Here is a 17,921-nt window from a genome sequence, read left to right as displayed (position 1 = left end):
TTCGGAGTGAAGGTGAAGACCGGAGACGCAGAGGAGGAAAAATGTATTGGCGTCGGAATCAGCTGATGGTCACGCTGACACAGAGCTGATAGCCCACATTACGCAGTGACTTGATGGCCGGAGATTCGGCACCGCAATCGCGGAGCTTCTTGCGCAACCGGGTCATGCGTACCTCAATGGCCGACTTGCTCAGACCATCCTCATCCGTCCCCAGAATCTCGCCAATCTGCCAGGTTTCCAGACGCTGCCCCGGAGCACGAATCATGGCCACCAGCAGATTCGCTTCTACCGCCTGAAGTGATACGTTGACGTCATTACTGCGCAGGCACAGCTCTGACTCCAGCAAGGTCAACCCGTTGGGTGCAGGAGCGGGCTGCAGCCGACGGGCCATGGACGCCACCGCAGCCAGCAAGGTATCAGAGGCCAGCGGCTTGACCAGATAGATATCAGCACCGCTGGCATACCCTTCGGTCTGCTCCTGCGGCAAGCTACGGGCAGTGGTCATGATGATGCCCACACTCGGATGCCCCTGACGCAGACGCCGGGCCAGGCTGATGCCATCCTCCCCCGGCAGGTTCAGATCGAGGATGAACAGGTTCACCGCGCCCAGGCTGGCCAGCTGGTCCAGGTCTTCAGCACACTCAAGCGCGGTCACATGGTGGCCAGACTGTCGCAACACATCCGTGGTGACTTCCCGCAGAGCGTCGTGATCTTCCACCAGTACAATATTCAACGCAGTGGTATCCATAACCTGAACCTGACCCTGTTTTCTTTTGGCGCGTACTCGACGCGGCCCTCCATCAGGCGCGCCAACCCTTCCACCAAAAACAGGCCGAGGCCAGATCCGGTTTCCTTTCGCGCTTTCGGATCACGATAGTACTTCTGAAAAAGTTGCTCCGCATCCGGCATTCCCGATTTGCCAGCCAGATTGGAGACTTCCACCCTGAGGCCCTTTTGACCCTCCCACTCCTGCGCTTTTGCCAACACATGCACTGGTGACGATGCATCCCCGTACTTGAGTGCGTTATCCAGCAGGTTGGCCACAATCATGCGAAACAGTGACACGTCCAGACGTGTTGTCAGGGGCTCCAGCGGCCCCACGCTGATGCGATCAGTCCGTCCGGTATTCTCAACCAGCTCCCGTAACTCCTGATCAATACGACAATCGCTGAGGTCTGTCTCTATGCGGTTATCCTCCAGCCGGTCCACCTGCAGGCAGCGCTCAATCACCGCGCCCATACTGCTGATGGCGTACTCCGCCCGGGATAACATGGTCTCCGTTTTTTCCGGGGCGCTGAGCACCATTCGAATCACGGCCAGAGGCGTTTTCAGTTCATGGGTGAGCATGGCCAAAAACTGCGCCTGCTCAAGTCGGCGAGCTTCTTCCAGTTCGGCCCGCTGCTCAGCAGTGCGCAGGGCTCCCGCTAATGTCAGGCGCTGCCTGCGCATGTAATTAGCGCGAATCTGCAGCATGACCAACACCATGGCGCCGGTAAAAAGGCTGTACATCAGGTAGCCGCTGAAGGTCCACTCCACCCCTTTGACCAGGCCTGCAGCGGGCAACGAGGACATGGATACACTGATCAACACCAATACATACAAGGTCACCACATAGCGCTTGGGCAGCAGAGACTCCTCCGCCGCCCCCTGTCGCTCGGCGGGGATAGATAACGCGGTCACCACGCTCAACACCGGGAACGAAATCACCAGCAGGTTATTGATCAGTAACGCCTCACGAATCTGACCGGAAAACAGCAGCAGCAACAGTACCGGATAGACGCCAAGCAGCAGCTGCATGATCTTCAACAACCCGCGATGAGCACGAAATTCTTTCAGGAAGTGATAGTCAAAAAAGATGGCCGCCGTGACCATGCTCAGCACCAGAAAACTCGTAAACTTGTCTGGCGTCAGTGTTGTCCAAAGGGTATCCGGCCACACCATGCGGAAATAGCCGAGGTAGGCCAGTGAATAAAGCAGCGCAATCAACTGCTTGATCACAAAGGCGCCCATCACTTTTTCCCGATGCGACAACCAGCTCACCAACCCCCAGCCAAAAAACAGCAGCAATGCCGCGAGATACACCATAAACATCAATTCATGGGTACGATCGAGTGCAAGGGCATCTTTGCTGGCCAGGACATCCACATGAATCTGCGCAGTACTGGCGGTATGTAGGCGCAGCCAGATATCGCGGGAACGATCACCGGCCGGCACGGAAAAGTTGAAGTACAGCGAAGGATAACTGTCATTGGCAATAGGGTAGCGGTCGCCGCTGACTTTACTGCCATCGACCCCATAAAGAGGATCGAACAGGCGAATTTCATCCAGATAGGACGGCCGCATCCTGACAATCAGATCATCATCTGCACGTTCTGAACCGGGATCCAGGGTCAGTCGAACCCAGATAACGGACGGTGTATAGCCTCGACTCAGCAATCCGCTGAACGGAGTCAGCTCGCGGCCACGCACCTCATCCAGCGTCAGGTTTCCCGCAGGGTCCTCAAGCCAGGCCAAGGCCGCCACATGGCTGGGCTGCGATGCGGCATAAAGCGGCGTCAGGCAGCATGTCAGCAGCACCGCCAGCAGCCATCGAAACAATCCTGGACGGGACAGCACGCCCAGCATCAGGCGGGCACCGCTAACGGAGTCGGGTAATGGGGTGGCGATGTCACGTCACTGATCACCGGCGACCCAGTCCGCTGCGGCGGCCATATCACCGCACGCAAAGTGGCGAATTTCAGCAGCGACAAAATGCCGGGCGATGGTTTCGGCAAGCGTGCCCAGCACCGAGTCGGTGACCAGCGCCACACGCCGCACCGCCCTGTGGTGATCATGGACGAATCGAAGATGATGAATGAGGGCTGCGAAAGATTCCCAGCCGGGAAAGGATTCGGAGGCAATAATCAGTCCATTGAGCTGACCATGCCGCTCAATGACCGGATCGATCTGTGCGGCGACCGCATCAAAGTCCGCCTTGCCAAGCGGACCATCAGGAAAAACACTGGCCACATTAGCTTGCGCACTGTACTCCACTCTCATCAGGCTCTCTCCTGAAACAATGCGGCAAGCCCGGGAATCAGCGCTTACTCATCATTCTTGTTGGCTTCATCCATCGGCGTCAGCTCAAGCTTGAGACCGTCGGAGGTAACGAATGCGGCAGGTTTTGTCGCTTCACCCGGCACAACCGGTTTCTTGTCGTCAACGTCATCGGGCAAATAAGGACCCATGATTCCCTTCGCTTCCTTGAGCCAGTCGGGAAGGTCATCGCGACGTTTTTCTTCCTCGGTGGGCGTCAGCTTGAGGTTATCCAGATCAAGAGAGAACGCCTTGGCCTTTTCCAGATAATTGGTCACGGTCTTTGGCTTCTCTTCACCATCCGGTAGATACGCCAGGAAGAAACCTCGCATCTCCACCAGCTCATCCTCCAACAGTAACGGCACCAGTGTGGAGTACATATCTACCAGGGTGATGGCGTTCTTGGTGGAATCCGACGTGGTAGCTGACTGCAGGCGACGGGCCACTGCGGTATTCAAGGTATGAAGTTCAGTATAAATATCGGTGAGGCCGTCAAACTCGATGCGCCCCTTGCCAGAAGCGGTACGGCTGAGAAAGTACTGCGCCAGCAGGTACATTCCGGTAACCCGGAAGATGGTTTCCTCTTCCGAGCACAGAGGTAAATGGAAGCGCGCCAGCGGCTTCATGAAAGCGGTCTTGGGACAACCACAGATGGGGTAGATCAGATCCAGCATGGATGCTACTACCCGCTGAAGCCCCGTCTTCTGGCGAACACGGCGCTCCTCGGTGACCACTTCAACGACCACCTCGTCAATGGAACGGGTGTCATGAAAACGATCCACGATGCTGTGCATCTGCAAGGCCAACGGGCAGTGACTGTGCTCCTCCTTCGACAGAGGACAATGCGCGCACTGGCTGTATTCCAGCTCGGTCCACTGGGGAGGGTTGGGAACGTCGTCGCCGATCAGGTCAAAGGTTTCTTCATCCAGCCGGAAATTGAAGGTTTCCAGCCTGTCAGGCCCCAACTTGATGCGATAGATAATGTCGACAGAATTCATCTTGCTTGCCGATGCCCGCTATTGCTGTTCTTTTATGGCTTCGCGTGGAAGACCAGTATTTGCAGGCGCGCCAGGCCCAATATGCGGGAAGCGCCCCTGCTGCAGAGGACATCATACTAAAATCTTAGACGTTAGTGCCACAGCACTTCTTCATCGTCAGGCAGGCTCCGCCAGCGCTTCGCACTTTTGCTCCTCGCGACGCAAGAAAATTTCCACGCCGACAAATGCAAAAGGAACAACCGCCGCGAGGAAGATCAGCAACCATACCACCACCGACCAGTCGCGGCTGTTGCTCACCCACAGCGAAAGCACCATATAGATCAGAAACAACACACCGTGTGTCATGCCAAGCATAAACACATAATCGCGACTGATCAGACCAAGCGACACACTCAAGATAACGAGAAAAGACAGGCCTTCAGCAACGCTGGCTGCCCGGAAAATATTCAACATTTCATACCCCAAAGTGGAGGCATCCTTCGGTCCGGCATCCCTACGGCGAGGATTAGTCATGACGATGGCCCTACCTGGCCAACCTTATGGATTAACAGTGCCATAGTGTTGATGGCAAAAAAAGTAGAGACAAGAGCGGCAGTCGCTACTTTGGCTACGCCCGTCTTCTCACTCCAGCCCCCATAACATATTCGTGTTTCCAAACTGGCATATACTGCACGTCATCCGGCCCTCATCTGGCCCAGCAAGCGTTTTATCAGCGGTGCGCCCATGGAAGAAAAAACACGACTGTTTCCCGTTATTGCCCGGAACAACCGGCCACTCAAGCAGCTGAGCGACAACCTCTACAAATTGCTCCAGAGCCATTTGTGGCTAAAGGTGCTGGTGGCCATGGCCGCCGGCATCCTCACCGGCATCGCACTGGGACCATCGGCAGGCTGGGTCAGTCCGGACACCGGGGCGGTGATTGGCAGCTGGCTGGCCTTCCCTGGGCATCTGTTCCTGGCCGTGATCCAGATGATTGTCATCCCGCTGGTGTTCGCCTCCATCATTCGAGGGCTCGCCGCTGGGGAAAACCTGGAACAGCTTCGACGGATGGGACTGCTGGTGGTGGGCTACTTTGTTGTCACCACCCTGTTTGCCGCCGGTATCGGCCTGTGGATTGCCAACCTGATCAAGCCTGGCCGGTTTCTCGATCCCAGCCAGATCACCACCGGTGACAACCTCCCTGAAGCCGTCACCACACTGGAAAAACCGACCCTGTCTTCTATCCCGGACCATCTTCTCGGCATCCTGCCGGGGAACCCTCTGGAATCCATGGTCGAAGGACAGATGTTGCAAGTTGTGATCTTTGCAGTGATGGTGGGCGTGGCGCTGATCTCCATGACACAGCAACAAGCAAGGCCGATGCTCGAGCTCCTGGGGTCGCTGCAACAGGTCTGCATGACCGTGGTGCGCTGGGCCATGCGACTGGCTCCTCTGGCCGTGTTTGGCCTGATGGCCAAACTCACCAGCCAGACCGGACTCGACGCTCTCGTGGGGATGGCCATCTATGTGGCCACGGTACTGGCGGGACTGATGCTGCTACTGATCAGTTATCTGGTGTTGGTGGCTGTACTCGGCAAAATCAGCATCGGTCATTTCATGGCCTCAGTTCGCGAAGTGATGCTACTGGCCTTCTCCACCTCAAGTTCAGCCGCGGTGATGCCGCTCTCCATCAAGACAGCCGAAGACAAATTGAAGGTCCGCCCGGCCATTTCCCAATTTGTCATTCCGCTGGGCGCCACCATCAACATGAATGGCACAGCTCTCTATCAGGCCATCGCCGCCTTGTTTCTGGCCCAGGTGTTCAACATTGATATCGGCATGGGCGGTATGGCCCTGGTGGTCATCATGGCGGTTGGCGCCTCCATCGGCTCGCCCGGCACTCCCGGCGTCGGCATCGTCATTCTGGCCACCACCCTAACCACCATTGGTGTACCTGCCACCGGCATCGCACTGATCATGGGCGTGGACCGGATACTCGACATGAGTCGTACCGCCATCAACGTCACAGGCGATCTGGTGGCTGCAAAATTGATGGACGGGTGGATCAAGGAAGGGCCGACTCAGGATTCCGGACACCGGGGCCCGGATGCCTGAGACAGGTTACACGCTTTTCCAGAAAACAAGACGCAGAGTTTTACGTCAGCCTTCGGGTTTCCCGCCTTTAGCGTCTCGCATATTTTTCAGGAGCGCCTGATACAGTCGCAGAGCCCGAATTGGCTTGCTGACAAAGTCATCCACACCGGCCGAAAACGCGGCCTGCTTGTCTTCCCTGCCGGCATTGGCGGTCATGGCGATAACCACATTGTGGCGCAGCTCTGGGTTATCACGTATCTGCCGTGTCGCTTCATAACCATCCATGATCGGCATTTGCACATCCATCAACACCGCATCGAATCGCTGCTCCGCCAATAGCTTGAGGGCCTGCTTGCCGTTACTCGCCACAGCCACGTCCACACCCACCCGTGACAGCAACTCCTTCGCGACCATCTGATTAACTTCGTTGTCTTCTACCAACAGCACATGGCGCCCCTGGAGCCGGGCAACTTCGTCATCATCCAGCTGATCTTTCTGCACCGGGGTTTTGCCATCGGTGATCCCCATGCGGGTGGTAAACCAGAACTCGCTACCTTTACCGGGCTCACTCTCCACTCCAACCTGGCCACCGGTCTCTTCAACAATTTTTCGACAGATCGCCAGCCCCAGGCCAGTACCCCCATACTCACGGGTGGTAGAGCTGTCTGCCTGCTCGAATGGCTGGAACAGTTGTTTCTGCACGTCCTGAGAAATCCCGATGCCATGGTCTCGGACCAGGAAACGCAACTTGCAGGTACGCCCATCACGGCTAACCAGTTTGGTCGTCACACGAATCTCACCTTGGTGGCTGAACTTGATCGCATTACCGATGTAATTGATCAGCACCTGCCCCAAGCGCAGCGGATCACCGAACAAATTATCCGGCACCTCCTCCGCCACCTGGAACACCAGGCTGAGCCCCTTGCTGGTTGCACTGTTTGCCAGCTGGCTTTCCACATTATTCAGCACCGAACGAAGGGAGTAATGCTGCCGATCGAGTTGAAACTTTCCTGTTTCTATACGAGAAAAATCCAGCACGCTGTTGATGATCCCGAGCAGATGATGCACAGCCAGATCAATCTTGCCGAGATAGTCCTTCTGTTGATCATCCAGTCGTGTACTTCCCACCAGCTCCAGCAACCCCTGGATGCTGTGCATGGGCGTGCGGATTTCATGACTGATGTTGGATACAAACTCACTCTTGGCACGACTGGCCGCCTCCGCTCTTTCCTTCTCCCGATTCAGCTCCAATGTGCGCAAACGGACCTTTTTTTCCAGATCCACATTCAGTTCGAGCACACTTTTCTGGTCGCGGTTTCGCTCCAGTGCGATTGCCGCCAGGCTGGCAGACGCCGAAATGGTTTCAATATCGTCATCATCAGGCCGATGCGCATCACGGTGATAAATGGCGAAGGTTCCCAGCACCTTGCCATGACTATCCCGAATAGGCTCAGACCAACAGGCTCCCAACCCGGCTTGAATCGCCAGAGGCCGATAGTCATCCCACAAGGGGTCGGTGCGAATGTTTTCTACAATGACACGCTTTCCCGTATAGGCCGCAGTACCGCAAGATCCGGCCCGTGGTCCAATCGGCGCACCGTCAATAGCATTGTTATAAAAGGAAGGCAGGTGCGGCGCGGAGCCAAGAAGCACATGGTCACCGCTCTCATCCAGCAACAGAATGCTGCAGATCGACTCCGGATGCTGGGCTTCCACGCCCAGCACAATCGCATCCAGAATCGCATAGATATCGGCGCCCGTGGCAATCAGGTATAAGGCACGAGAACGGGAGGCCTCCCGCACTTCAATCTGGGCACGGCGGGTCATGTCCGTCAGGACCCCCAGCGACCCGGTGTAGTTACCGCCCTTGTCAAAAAGCGGTGTGCTTCCCACTTTAACCAATAACTGCCTGCCATCCTTGCGACTCAGGCGAAGTTCCTGGTGTTCGTCGTTCTCTCGCTTGCGGTTGGTCAGCTTGATATGGGCCAGCGCGCGGGATTCACGCGGATCGAGAAAATCCAGGGCAGAATGCCCGCACAGCTCCTCCTGGGAATAACCGAGCATGGTTGCCAGACGAGGGTTCACAAACTGGATCCTGGCCATGTGATCCAGTGCCCATATGCCCTCATCGGCCATCTCTACCATGCGCTCATAGCTGACGCCCAGAGAATGCGTGACAGAGTCCAGCGATAGCGTGTTCATAACCTCCCCTTCCTTGGGAGAAATTGGGTCATGCCTATGAAAGGCCCACTTGTAATGTGCGCTATATCACGGCGCAGGCCAAGGGCGACGGCGTGAGCAAGCGGCTCCACCACGAAACCTTCACGCCAATTAACTGCATGATTTGCTGAGGCTATTTTTTCTTTATGAAAAAAAGAGACAAAAAACCGTGGCTTAGAATCATTTTCTATAGCCCCATGATCCTCACCCCACAACTACGCCTTGTCCGGCATAGTAATTGGGCACTCTTGCCACGGTTTCAATACGCCAAACAGTTCCATGTTGTCGCGCATCAATCATGCCATACTGACATCATCCATCATTACCTCACCGCCAGCGGAACACCATGACCACCCTTCTTCTCAATCTACGACAGGTACCCGACGACGAAGCCGAAGAGGTGCGTGCCCTGCTGGAAGAACACCGCATTCCCTTTTATGAGACAGAACCCAGCCTCTGGGGGATTTCGTTCGGCGGTATCTGGCTGAGTCATCCCGATGACAAGGACAGGGCCAAGGCCTTGCTCGAGCGTTATCAGCAGGAGCGCAGCCGCCAGCAAAGAGAGCGCTATGCCCAGGCCCGGCGCGAGGGGACCGCTACCACACTGGCACAACGACTGCGCGAGCAGCCCCTACGGGCTTTGGGCGTGCTCATTGCCGTCACCGGATTACTGCTGGTTACCCTGGTTCCCTTTCTCACCCTGGGCTAACGCAGCGCAAACCCTTTCGACAAAGCGAGCTCCCGTAAGGGCTCATTCCTGACGCACATACGGCGCCAGGTAGCACATGAAATCAGCCTTGCCGAGAGGCGCCCCTTTCATGCGCAGGATCGCGTAGGTGGTGGTAATGTGGAAATAGAGGTTGGGGATCAGGTAGTCCCGTACATACTGATGCCCTGTCAATTCGCAGTAGCGTCCTGGCCCCAAACCAATACGCTTGGTTTCTTCCAGCTGACCCTCACCGGCTTCAATGGCGGCTACCCGCGCTTTGGTATCGGCAATATGTTCCCGGGCCTGGGCAAGGGAGCTTACCTCGCCGGTGAGATTATCTACCGGCTCCCCCGCGCACCACTGGGAAAACCCGCGAGGCTGGTTGCAGGCAAAGGCGATCTGGGTGCCCAACGGCAACATGTCCTCAGCCAGCCGCATCCCCAGAAGAGAATCCATATCAGGGAAGTGCTGCTCCCCCACTGACAGAATGTGCTCCAGCACTGTCAACCTGACGGTAAACAGCTCCTTGATGTCTGCCATGCTTTCCATGCTCATAATGCTCTCCCGTTAGCAAATCGAGCCCCAGCATAGCGCCATCGTGCACAAGGCCACAGCAGCTTCTTGTATCAGCTTTAGCGACGACGCTTCTCAACCCGAACGCGTGACGAGGCCACCTGCATCCGGCGGCGGAACGTCGGACATTCCAGATGACTGGGCGCAGCGCAATGGGCCACGTGCCGCAGCTCGTCACGCATGGCCGTCAGCTTGCGAATCCGGTCATCCAGCGCATCCGCCTTGGCAAGCAACGCACCACGATCAATGTGCAGTTTCCCGTCCGCCGCGAACATCTGACCGATTTCTTCCAGGCGAAAGCCCCCCGCCTGCCCCAGCGCGATCAGCGCCAACTGGTCCAGCACCTGTGGTGCAAATACGCGTTTAAGCCCACGCCGGCCCGTGGACGCAATCAATCCCTTTTCTTCGTAATAGCGCAAGGTAGACGCAGGCACGCCGGTTCGCTGCACCACTTCTGAAATATCCAGCATCGGGCTTGACCTCAAGCTGACTTGAGGTTGCAGCATAGCATGGGTTCACCAATGGAGTTCGACATGCACCCACTCAGTTTCTTTGTATTCGATGCACTTCTGATTGGCATCGTCGCCACGGCAGTCATGGATATCTGGGGATGGCTTCGTCCTGCGGTATTCGGTACGAGCCCCAATTACGACATGGTCGGCCGGTGGCTGTTACACATGCGTCACGGGCAGTTCCGACATATCGCCATCAGCAGCTCACCTGCACAGAAAGGAGAGCGGATCACGGGGTGGCTGGCACACTATCTGACCGGCATTGCATACGCGATGCTGTTACTGGCATTTGCGGGTACCGCATGGGCATCCCAACCAACCCTCGGCCCAGCACTGACCATCGGCCTGGTCACCGTGGCTGCGCCTTTCCTGTTGATGCAGCCCGGCATGGGGATGGGCGTGGCTGCGGCGAACGCCCCTCACCCCAACCGCGCCAGGATGCAGAGTGTCACAACCCATCTTGTGTTTGGACTTGGCTTGTACCTTGGCGGCCTGCTCCTCAACGTCACAGTCCAGTGGTAAAGGATGCGAGCCTCGCCACTGGCGGGCTTGCGGTGTCAGCGACTCACCACGGAGTGAGCAGCTGACACCACTGCAGGGAGACTACTCGTGGGGATGCTCACTGAACTGCTTGGCATCATCCCCAATCACATACCAGCATGGCTTCTCGGCGACAAATTCATGAAAAGCCATGGTCATCTCGATATCGCCATCCAGACAATGGGCATTGATCGGAAATGACGCCATGTCCGACAGCACTTCACCTAGAGACGTGCCACACACCGAACAGAAGTTACGATCATATTTATAGGGCGGTACCGCCTTGAAGGTAGTGATCTTTTCATTGCCTTCCAGAAGCCGGAAATGTTCCTTCTTCACAAAAGCCAGTGCACTGGCTCCCACCTTGCGACAGCGGCTGCAATGACACATCCCCAACATGCCCGGCGCTTCCGACAGCTCAAACTGCACCGCCCCACAACAACAACTTCCCTGAATCATGTCACACCTTTTTTGGATAAGAGAGTCAGGAAAGCCTATCACGAATACTGCACATATGGACAGTACAGCAAAGACGCCAAACGCCGAGGCGCGCCTGTGATCAAGCCTTGCTCGGGTCGATCAGGATCTTGGCATGCTGCTCAGGGTTTCCCAGGGCGGTAAAGGCCTCGTCCACACCCGACAGCCCCACCGTGCCGGTAATCAGCGGATCCACATTGACCTTGCCTTCAGCAATCATGTGTAGCGCATCGCGGAATTCGATGGGCATGTAGCCCAGCGCAAAGCGCAGATCGATTTCCTTGTTGATGGCATTCACCGGGAAGAAATGATCCTGCTTCATGCAGACCCCAGCCACCACAATGCAGGAGCGGAGTGGTGCCGCTTCAATGATGCTGTCGATCACCCCGGGCACGCCCACACATTCAAAAATGACCGGCCGCTTCGGATTGGTCACACCGGCCACCTCTGCTGCACGCCACAGCGGTTCCCAGGGCAGAGGCGTCATCCGCAGCATCGCCATGCCATCCAGCGCCATATCAAACAGCTGGGGGGCATTCACCACAAAGCCGCGTTTCTCCAGGCCATCGTATGGACTGCCCTGGGAAGGATCCACCACTACATGGGCCCCCATGGCCTTGGCCAACTTGCGCCGGGTCGGGGAATAGTCGCTGGCAACAATGTGCTTCACGCCCTTGGCCTTGAGCATGGCAATCACGCCCAGGCCAATCGGGCCGCACCCAATCACAATGGCAGTATCACGACGGCTCACGCCGGAGCGATTCACCGCATGCAGCGATACCGCCATGGGCTCGGTCAGTGCGGCATGATCATCGGAAATCCCGTTGGTCACCGGGAACGCCAGCGACTCTTCCACCAACACCCGCTCGGCATAAGCACCCGGTGCCTGGGTGGACAGCCCGGTCAGATGCGCCACCCCGTTGTTGCGTCGCATGGGCATGGCCACGATGCGTCGGCCAGCCTTCCAGCGACGATGCGTCCTCGGGCCATAGTCGGCAATCTCGCCCACAAACTCATGGCCCAGCACCACATGCTCATGGCTGCGCATCATGTGCGGGTAGCCGACACGCTCGGTGGCTTCAGCCAGCTCATCCGCATGATGACGTGCATGCAGGTCTGAGCCGCAAATCCCGCAACGCAACACATTCAGCAGAATCTGCCCCTTGCCGGGTTCCGGCTCGGCCACATCCTGAACCTCAAACTCACCGTGATGACAGACCACTGCTTTCATGTTCTTTCCTCTGCAAACGCTACCGGGGTTCAGACACTAGTCTCACCATCCACTTGCGCAATAACAGGTCGTGAGGAGCCAATTATCGAACCCGAAAATCACGTTGAGTCTCTCAGGTCCCTGTTTCATTGGCACATAAAGCAAGAAACCGCCATTGCGGCGGTTTCCTGATCAGGCTATGTAACGCTTATTGCGCCAGAGGCTGGGCATTCAGGAAGCCCCAGATAAAGTCCGTCTGCAGCACCTGCAGATCGAAAGACGGGTTGTCCTGGTAGTACCAGGCATGCACTGGCACACCATGATGAGACTGCTGGTAACCGAACTCACTCAGCTCGGCCTCAAAGACGCCCAGCGGTATAGTATTCACCGTCGCCTTGTCACCCTCTCCCATGACTGCCGCGCCCGCACGTGCATGGCACCCCACACAGCTGGAGCGAGTCATGAAGCCGGCTTCGGTAATAGAGTTCCCCAGATGCGTCGGGCGCCCCTGGTGATCCGTGAAATCCACCTGGGAGCCTTTCAGACGATAGTTGGCCCAAGCCACATCGCCGGAATTGGCAAACACCCCGGACAGCTGCCCGGTGGCCACCCCCTGAGCGCGCAACAAGGTTTTCAGGCCCTTGCTGACCGCGCCGGGGGCATATTGCAGGTCGTTCTCAAGCACCGTGCTGGATTGGGCCAACTGGTCTGAACGCTGGTGCGGCGCAATAAAATTGGTCGCGGTGCCGTCCGGCTGCTGGGCCAGAAAACCAAAGCTGTCGTTACAGCCGGTGTAGTCACAACGGCCCGGGTTGTTCTTGTGCTCGAAAGTAGCCCACACCCACTGCGGGATATCCTTGGACGACACATGGAAGGACATCAGATAGTGACTGTCCTGCAGTTTGCATTTATCGCCATTTGCAGTGGTGATCTGGGTCATGAACGGGTGCCGGATATAATCCTCCGCCGTACCGAACTGCACCGTCTCTTTCGGGTAACGACGCTGGATCGCCTCTACCAGGGTGGCGCTCACCCAGTTGCTCTTGATCATGATGGCGTCCGGCGGCAGGTCCACCCGGTACAGGTTCCCGGTACCACCCTGGAACGCGGATTGATTACCCTGATGGAACGGCGCATTGGCGCTCTGATTACCCGCATTATTGTTATAGGTGTTCTTGAGCCCTTCCGTATTGTAAAGGTCGTTCTGGAACAGATAGTCGTGGAACGGGGCATTACGGATGGTGATCTCACTGTTGGTCTGGCGCAACACACGGCCAATGCTTTGCGGATCCTCCGGCAGGATCGACTTGATCTGCGAGGCAGAGCACTGCGGCAAGGCGTCCACGCTGCTCTTCACGACAGCAGGCGCCACGCCTTTTCCTCGTGGTGCACCGGCACGGACCAGCTCCGCATTTTCCTCAAAAAACCGGGAAACCATCTTGCGTTGATTGCGGGCACTTTTTTCATTGCCGTCGCTACCCAACAGCGGTGCCGCATTTTTCAGGGCATCCGCCATCCCTGTAGCCGGGAAATAGGGGCAGTGATCACGATCGTTGGTCGTCGACGCCGGGTCACAGCAATTGCCACCCGCGCTGGTACACAGCGGCCACGGTTCCTTAGGCCAGTTCTGCACCTCATCAGCCCAGCGAATCCAGAACTCATCTTTCACCACCTCGGTGAAAAGATACCAGGAGAACGCATCCGGACAGGTCATTGATGGGTTGGTCACGTTTTTGCCGAAATCCACCCGCCCGGTTGAATCAATGCTCAACTCACAGAACTCGGCATCACGAATATCGGCATCAAAGTACAGAGCACGGTCGATGCCACTCGGGCCTTCCCCCGCCATGGCGGGCGCCGCCGCCAGACTGGCCAGCCCCCCCCCAATACTCCCCATCGCAATCCGTGTAATACAGTCTTCGTTATTTTCATCTCTATTCTCCACACATCCCAATCGGAACAATCGTTCCATTTTTACCCGAACGCCGGGGAGGAAAGAAAACCGTGACACACTGATATCACGCCAACAACACGCCCCTGCCCCCGCATCACATGACACTCTATCGCGATATGACCATTGTTCCTGTAAGCCATCTCTTACAAAGGCAGCAGCATCACCGGTTTTTCAACAAAAAAGAACAATCGTTCCCAAAATGAAAATGGTTCGGAATCACCTCACATATCCATCGTTACGCGCATGTACCGCTAGAGACGATCCACTACCAGATTGAACGCAATGGAAATCCGGGGGCGCTCACCCTTGTAGGGAGCCACCATATGCGTCAGGAACGAGGGGAACAGTAACAGGGTGCCTGTCACTGGCTGGTACGACACATTGGGAGGTCGTTTCCATTCCTTCCCCATGGGCATTGGATCAAAAAACAGGATCTGCCCACCCAGGTCACGCTTGTTATCCCTCTTACCATCCCCCGCATCCACATAAAACACGCCAGACCAGGTGCAAGGCAGGTGTTCATGGGGGGCATTCCAATCCCCTTTCTCATTCATGTTGGCCCACGCAGCCACCATGCGGATATCCTTGAACTCTCGCGCCCCTTCAAAATCCTTGATACAGGCACTGGCCACCTGCAACAGGCTGACCATAACGCCATTGAGCAACGGTTCTTCCTTGAGATGCAGATCATCGCGGGAATGCCAGCCACCCTGATTACTCCTGACACTGCCCTGATCCGCCTCACGGAGACGATGCAGATACGCGATCAGCGCAGCCTGATGATCGGAAAATGCCGGCAGATGCTTGTCGTAAATCGGTATACCGAAATGCCACCGCCCCCGAATTGACGATGGATCACCGGAAGTACTTCCCATGCTTTTCTCCAGTCAGATAACACGGCTGGTCAAAACCGCTTCAGGGGATTAAAACATCTGGTCATGCCTCTCCCCTCCCTCATTAGTATGAATTTCGCGTGGATTCATGGAGCAGGCAAAGCAACTTTGCTAGCGTCGACGAAGGTCGCTGCCATGCCAGCGACTCAAGCGCTCTTGTGGGGGATGACCGCAGGAATCCGTATAACCATAAAGGGGATCACATTGTGAACGCACTCCTGCCACCGTCATTTTCACGCACAGCGCTGGCCGCTGCGATCAGCTTCACGGTCAGCGCAGCCCACGCCGACGAGTTTATCGTTACCAACCTTGATGCCAGCGCGATGAGCGAAGGAAGCCTGTCTGCCCAGATTATTGCAGCCAATAACAACCCCGGCGCTGACACCATCACCTTTTCGGTAACCGGCACCATCCACATGAACAGCGGATATCTTCCCAGAACCAAGGAGGATCTCAGCATCATCGGACCAGGCCAGGACAGCTTGATCATTGACGCCGGCGAAGGTGCTGCAGAGGGAACTCTGTTCGGCACCAACCTTGCCAACAGCTTGTCGCTCTCCGCGCTCACCATCACCAATGCCGACAATGGGATCCTGTACGCCGACGCCGGTACGAATGTGACGCTTGATAACGTCACCATCAGGGACAGCAGCACGTCCTTTCCCGATCTTATCTATCTCACTGAAGGTGCAGACCTGACTATTGAAAACAGCAAGCTGCATAACATCACCATACTCAGCGACAGCGCTATCATCTATCAAAACCAGGGCACCAATGGCCTGACAGTGCGTAACACCCAGTTCACGGACAACAGCACGGACAGTCAATCCATCCTGGTGAGCGGCACTGACCTGGTGGTGGAAAACAGCCACTTTGATAACAATTCCGGCTACAGTGCTGGCGCGATCAAGCTGAGTAATGTCAGCGAGGCGTCCATTACCGGCTCCACCTTCAGCAACAATACCGTCACCGGTCAGAATGGCGGTGCCATCAGTGCCAACCTCAGCAACTTGACTATCATCAATAGTACGCTGAACAAGAACTCCGCCAGCATGGGCAGCGGTGGCGCCATCAGCCTTGAAAATGACAGCACCATGGAGCTTAGCGGTTCTACCGTGAGCCAGAACACCTCCGCCAGCCGAGGCGGGGGCATTCAATCAAGCCAAAGCAGTTTTGCCATCATTGACAGTCAAATCACCAACAATGCCGCCGACCCGGACAATCTGGGCGAGTACGAAGGGGGCGGCATTGAGGCCACCGGCGGCAGCGCTTTCTTTGCTGATTCACTCATCTCGGGTAACACCGCATCCGGTTATGGTGGCGGCGCCAGTTTGTCGGCAGCGGCAATTACTTTTTTTGGCACCGAAATAAGTGAAAACAGTGCGAAAGAGTCTGCCGGCGCCTTCCTGAATGCATCTGGAGGCAACCTGGGCTTTTACCGCTCTCGCGTTCTCAACAACAGCGGAGAGGGCAGCCAATATACGTCGGGAGCGTTCGAAATTTTTGATGCGGGTAACGGCGCCTTCATTGAAATCGAGGACAGCAAGTTCTCCGGCAACAGTGGCAGCGCCGGTGCTGCCATTCGTTTTGCCCCCACAAAAGTGGATACCGAGCTAAACGTCACCGGTAGCACCTTTGACAATAATCAGGGGGGCAGCATGGCAGCCATTATTTTTGACCGCTACAGCCCTTATTCAACCTCGATCGACAACGTGGTTAACATAGAAAACTCCACCTTTTCGAACAATACCGCCACCAACGCGCGGGCAGGCATCATCATTGGCCCCTTTGTTAACAGCAACGTCAGTCACTCCACCTTCGTGAATAATCACGGCGAGGGAGCCAATGCCGTTCAGATACACGCGCCAGCCAGTTATGAGAGCGGCACCGAAGGCATGAGCCTGAGCTTCTCGGCACTGGCATCCAGCAACAGTGACGACATTCTCGTTGGCGGCAGTGCCTATTTTTCTGACAGCCTGGATACACTGAATCTGGAAGGCAGCAACAACATTATCCAGAACGGTGTTGCTCTGACATCCACGTCGTTGGACAACACCACCAACACATCAGAGGTTGACCCCGGACTCGCAGCACTGGCCGACAACGGCGGCTATACCCTCACCCATGCGCCCCTGGACAATAGCAGCAACACGGTGGTGCTTGCTGCCACCGGGGAAAGACCGGATAACGACCGAGACCAGCGCGGCGCAGCCAACACCGATGCCGAATCCGACATCGGTGCAGTGGAATACAACACCAACACGCCTCCGCAGTTGGCCATCGATATCGGCGATGAAATCTCCGGCGTGGTCAATGTTCCCATCCCCGATATCGCGCTCTATGACCTGATCAGCGACGCAGACGGTGACAACCTGAGGCTCTCCATGGTGGAAGGACTGCCGCCGGGCCTGACCGCCGATCTTGAAACCGGCATCATCAGCGGCACCCCCATCGCCACAGGCACCTTCTTGATCACGGTTGTTGTGTCCGACAGTGGTACCCCGGTCATGAACGGTGTCTTTACCGGCAAAGCTGTGATTACGGAAACCGCCAAAACCCCAGGCAACAGCAGCGGGAGCCGTGGTGGAAGCAGCGGCGGCGGTTCCGCTGCCTGGCTGTGGCTATCACTGCTAGGCGTGCTTGGTTTGCGTCGCAAAAGGTCCTGACATAGCAAGCCAGCCCATTAG

16 protein-coding genes are annotated in these 17,921 nt (G+C 56.5%); 4 read left to right on the top strand and 12 right to left on the bottom strand.

Annotated features, from left to right (window positions below; all coding sequences use genetic code 11):
- Positions 1-58: 58 nt before the first annotated feature.
- The 5 genes from GFN93_RS04850 to GFN93_RS04830 all read right to left on the bottom strand — a co-directional run bounded on the left by GFN93_RS04850 (position 59) and on the right by GFN93_RS04830 (position 4,586).
- Positions 59-748, bottom strand: a complete 690-nt coding sequence (locus GFN93_RS04850) for a response regulator transcription factor (protein WP_153499389.1) — start codon at positions 746-748, stop codon at positions 59-61.
- Entirely contained in the window at positions 730-2,625 is a 1,896-nt protein-coding gene (locus GFN93_RS04845; protein ID WP_153499387.1) for a sensor histidine kinase, read from the bottom strand. The genes GFN93_RS04850 and GFN93_RS04845 overlap by 19 nt, the downstream gene beginning before the upstream one ends.
- A gap of 48 nt (positions 2,626-2,673) precedes the next feature.
- The gene (locus GFN93_RS04840; RefSeq protein ID WP_153499385.1) at positions 2,674-3,039 is read right to left on the bottom strand and encodes a SpoIIAA family protein; all 366 of its coding nucleotides are present in this window, start codon (positions 3,037-3,039) and stop codon (positions 2,674-2,676) included.
- 44 nt (positions 3,040-3,083) lie between these two features.
- Complete coding sequence (locus GFN93_RS04835) at positions 3,084-4,073, bottom strand: DUF6901 family protein (RefSeq protein WP_153499383.1); 990 nt, start codon at positions 4,071-4,073, stop codon at positions 3,084-3,086.
- A 156-nt stretch (positions 4,074-4,229) separates the two neighbouring features.
- Positions 4,230-4,586, bottom strand: coding sequence for a DUF3817 domain-containing protein (locus GFN93_RS04830; RefSeq protein WP_235901665.1), 357 nt, complete (start codon positions 4,584-4,586; stop codon positions 4,230-4,232).
- A 210-nt stretch (positions 4,587-4,796) separates the two neighbouring features.
- On the opposite strand from GFN93_RS04830, the gene GFN93_RS04825 reads away from it, so the two are divergent.
- On the top strand, positions 4,797-6,167 hold the full coding sequence (locus GFN93_RS04825; protein ID WP_153499381.1) for a dicarboxylate/amino acid:cation symporter: 1,371 nt from the start codon (positions 4,797-4,799) through the stop codon (positions 6,165-6,167).
- A 45-nt stretch (positions 6,168-6,212) separates the two neighbouring features.
- Here the strand turns inward: GFN93_RS04825 and GFN93_RS04820 are convergent, their stop codons facing one another.
- A complete protein-coding gene (locus GFN93_RS04820) occupies positions 6,213-8,348 on the bottom strand; it encodes an ATP-binding protein (protein WP_153499380.1) in 2,136 nt (711 codons plus the stop codon).
- A gap of 364 nt (positions 8,349-8,712) precedes the next feature.
- On the opposite strand from GFN93_RS04820, the gene GFN93_RS04815 reads away from it, so the two are divergent.
- Entirely contained in the window at positions 8,713-9,075 is a 363-nt protein-coding gene (locus GFN93_RS04815; RefSeq protein WP_153499378.1) for a DUF6164 family protein, read from the top strand.
- Between the two features lie 42 nt (positions 9,076-9,117).
- Here the strand turns inward: GFN93_RS04815 and GFN93_RS04810 are convergent, their stop codons facing one another.
- Both GFN93_RS04810 and GFN93_RS04805 read right to left on the bottom strand, forming a co-directional pair.
- The gene (locus tag GFN93_RS04810; protein WP_153499376.1) at positions 9,118-9,630 is read right to left on the bottom strand and encodes a DUF1993 domain-containing protein; all 513 of its coding nucleotides are present in this window, start codon (positions 9,628-9,630) and stop codon (positions 9,118-9,120) included.
- A gap of 77 nt (positions 9,631-9,707) precedes the next feature.
- A complete protein-coding gene (locus tag GFN93_RS04805; RefSeq protein WP_153499375.1) occupies positions 9,708-10,118 on the bottom strand; it encodes a helix-turn-helix domain-containing protein in 411 nt (136 codons plus the stop codon).
- A 63-nt stretch (positions 10,119-10,181) separates the two neighbouring features.
- Between GFN93_RS04805 and GFN93_RS04800 the strand changes: the two genes are divergently transcribed.
- Positions 10,182-10,682: a DUF2938 domain-containing protein gene (locus GFN93_RS04800; protein WP_153499373.1), complete on the top strand. Its 501-nt coding sequence runs from the start codon at positions 10,182-10,184 to the stop codon at positions 10,680-10,682.
- An 81-nt stretch (positions 10,683-10,763) separates the two neighbouring features.
- Here the strand turns inward: GFN93_RS04800 and GFN93_RS04795 are convergent, their stop codons facing one another.
- The 4 genes from GFN93_RS04795 to GFN93_RS04780 form a co-directional block, all read right to left on the bottom strand.
- Positions 10,764-11,159: a GFA family protein gene (locus tag GFN93_RS04795; protein WP_153499372.1), complete on the bottom strand. Its 396-nt coding sequence runs from the start codon at positions 11,157-11,159 to the stop codon at positions 10,764-10,766.
- Positions 11,160-11,259: 100 nt separating this feature from the next.
- Entirely contained in the window at positions 11,260-12,408 is a 1,149-nt protein-coding gene (locus GFN93_RS04790; RefSeq protein WP_153499370.1) for a zinc-binding dehydrogenase, read from the bottom strand.
- A 187-nt stretch (positions 12,409-12,595) separates the two neighbouring features.
- Complete coding sequence (locus GFN93_RS04785; protein ID WP_153499368.1) at positions 12,596-14,284, bottom strand: hypothetical protein; 1,689 nt, start codon at positions 14,282-14,284, stop codon at positions 12,596-12,598.
- Between the two features lie 308 nt (positions 14,285-14,592).
- Entirely contained in the window at positions 14,593-15,216 is a 624-nt protein-coding gene (locus tag GFN93_RS04780) for a TIGR02466 family protein (RefSeq protein ID WP_153499366.1), read from the bottom strand.
- Between the two features lie 224 nt (positions 15,217-15,440).
- Here GFN93_RS04780 and GFN93_RS04775 point away from each other — a divergent pair, with 224 nt between their 5' ends.
- Positions 15,441-17,900 carry a right-handed parallel beta-helix repeat-containing protein gene (locus GFN93_RS04775; RefSeq protein ID WP_153499364.1) on the top strand — a complete coding sequence of 820 codons (2,460 nt, stop codon included), beginning with the start codon at positions 15,441-15,443 and terminating at the stop codon, positions 17,898-17,900.
- Positions 17,901-17,921 lie beyond the last annotated feature (21 nt).

Origin of the sequence: Alcanivorax sediminis, assembly GCF_009601165.1 — a bacterium.
GTDB classification, from domain to species: domain Bacteria; phylum Pseudomonadota; class Gammaproteobacteria; order Pseudomonadales; family Alcanivoracaceae; genus Alcanivorax; species Alcanivorax sediminis.
Note: the sequence above shows the minus strand (reverse complement) of the source record. Positions and strands in the feature narration are given on the sequence as shown.

Bases quoted from the DNA above. Each gene is read 5' to 3' on its own strand.
- GFN93_RS04785 (WP_153499368.1), bottom strand. From the start codon at position 14,284: ATGGGGAGTATTGGGGGGGGGCTGGCCAGTCTGGCGGCGGCGCCCGCC.
- GFN93_RS04815 (WP_153499378.1), top strand. From the start codon at position 8,713: ATGACCACCCTTCTTCTCAATCTACGACAGGTACCCGACGACGAAGCC.
- GFN93_RS04780 (WP_153499366.1), bottom strand. From the start codon at position 15,216: ATGGGAAGTACTTCCGGTGATCCATCGTCAATTCGGGGGCGGTGGCAT.
- GFN93_RS04795 (WP_153499372.1), bottom strand. From the start codon at position 11,159: ATGATTCAGGGAAGTTGTTGTTGTGGGGCGGTGCAGTTTGAGCTGTCG.
- GFN93_RS04810 (WP_153499376.1), bottom strand. From the start codon at position 9,630: ATGAGCATGGAAAGCATGGCAGACATCAAGGAGCTGTTTACCGTCAGG.
- GFN93_RS04825 (WP_153499381.1), top strand. From the start codon at position 4,797: ATGGAAGAAAAAACACGACTGTTTCCCGTTATTGCCCGGAACAACCGG.
- GFN93_RS04840 (WP_153499385.1), bottom strand. From the start codon at position 3,039: ATGAGAGTGGAGTACAGTGCGCAAGCTAATGTGGCCAGTGTTTTTCCT.
- GFN93_RS04820 (WP_153499380.1), bottom strand. From the start codon at position 8,348: ATGAACACGCTATCGCTGGACTCTGTCACGCATTCTCTGGGCGTCAGC.
- GFN93_RS04845 (WP_153499387.1), bottom strand. From the start codon at position 2,625: ATGCTGGGCGTGCTGTCCCGTCCAGGATTGTTTCGATGGCTGCTGGCG.
- GFN93_RS04800 (WP_153499373.1), top strand. From the start codon at position 10,182: ATGCACCCACTCAGTTTCTTTGTATTCGATGCACTTCTGATTGGCATC.
- GFN93_RS04830 (WP_235901665.1), bottom strand. From the start codon at position 4,586: ATGACTAATCCTCGCCGTAGGGATGCCGGACCGAAGGATGCCTCCACT.
- GFN93_RS04790 (WP_153499370.1), bottom strand. From the start codon at position 12,408: ATGAAAGCAGTGGTCTGTCATCACGGTGAGTTTGAGGTTCAGGATGTG.
- GFN93_RS04835 (WP_153499383.1), bottom strand. From the start codon at position 4,073: ATGAATTCTGTCGACATTATCTATCGCATCAAGTTGGGGCCTGACAGG.
- GFN93_RS04850 (WP_153499389.1), bottom strand. From the start codon at position 748: ATGGATACCACTGCGTTGAATATTGTACTGGTGGAAGATCACGACGCT.
- GFN93_RS04805 (WP_153499375.1), bottom strand. From the start codon at position 10,118: ATGCTGGATATTTCAGAAGTGGTGCAGCGAACCGGCGTGCCTGCGTCT.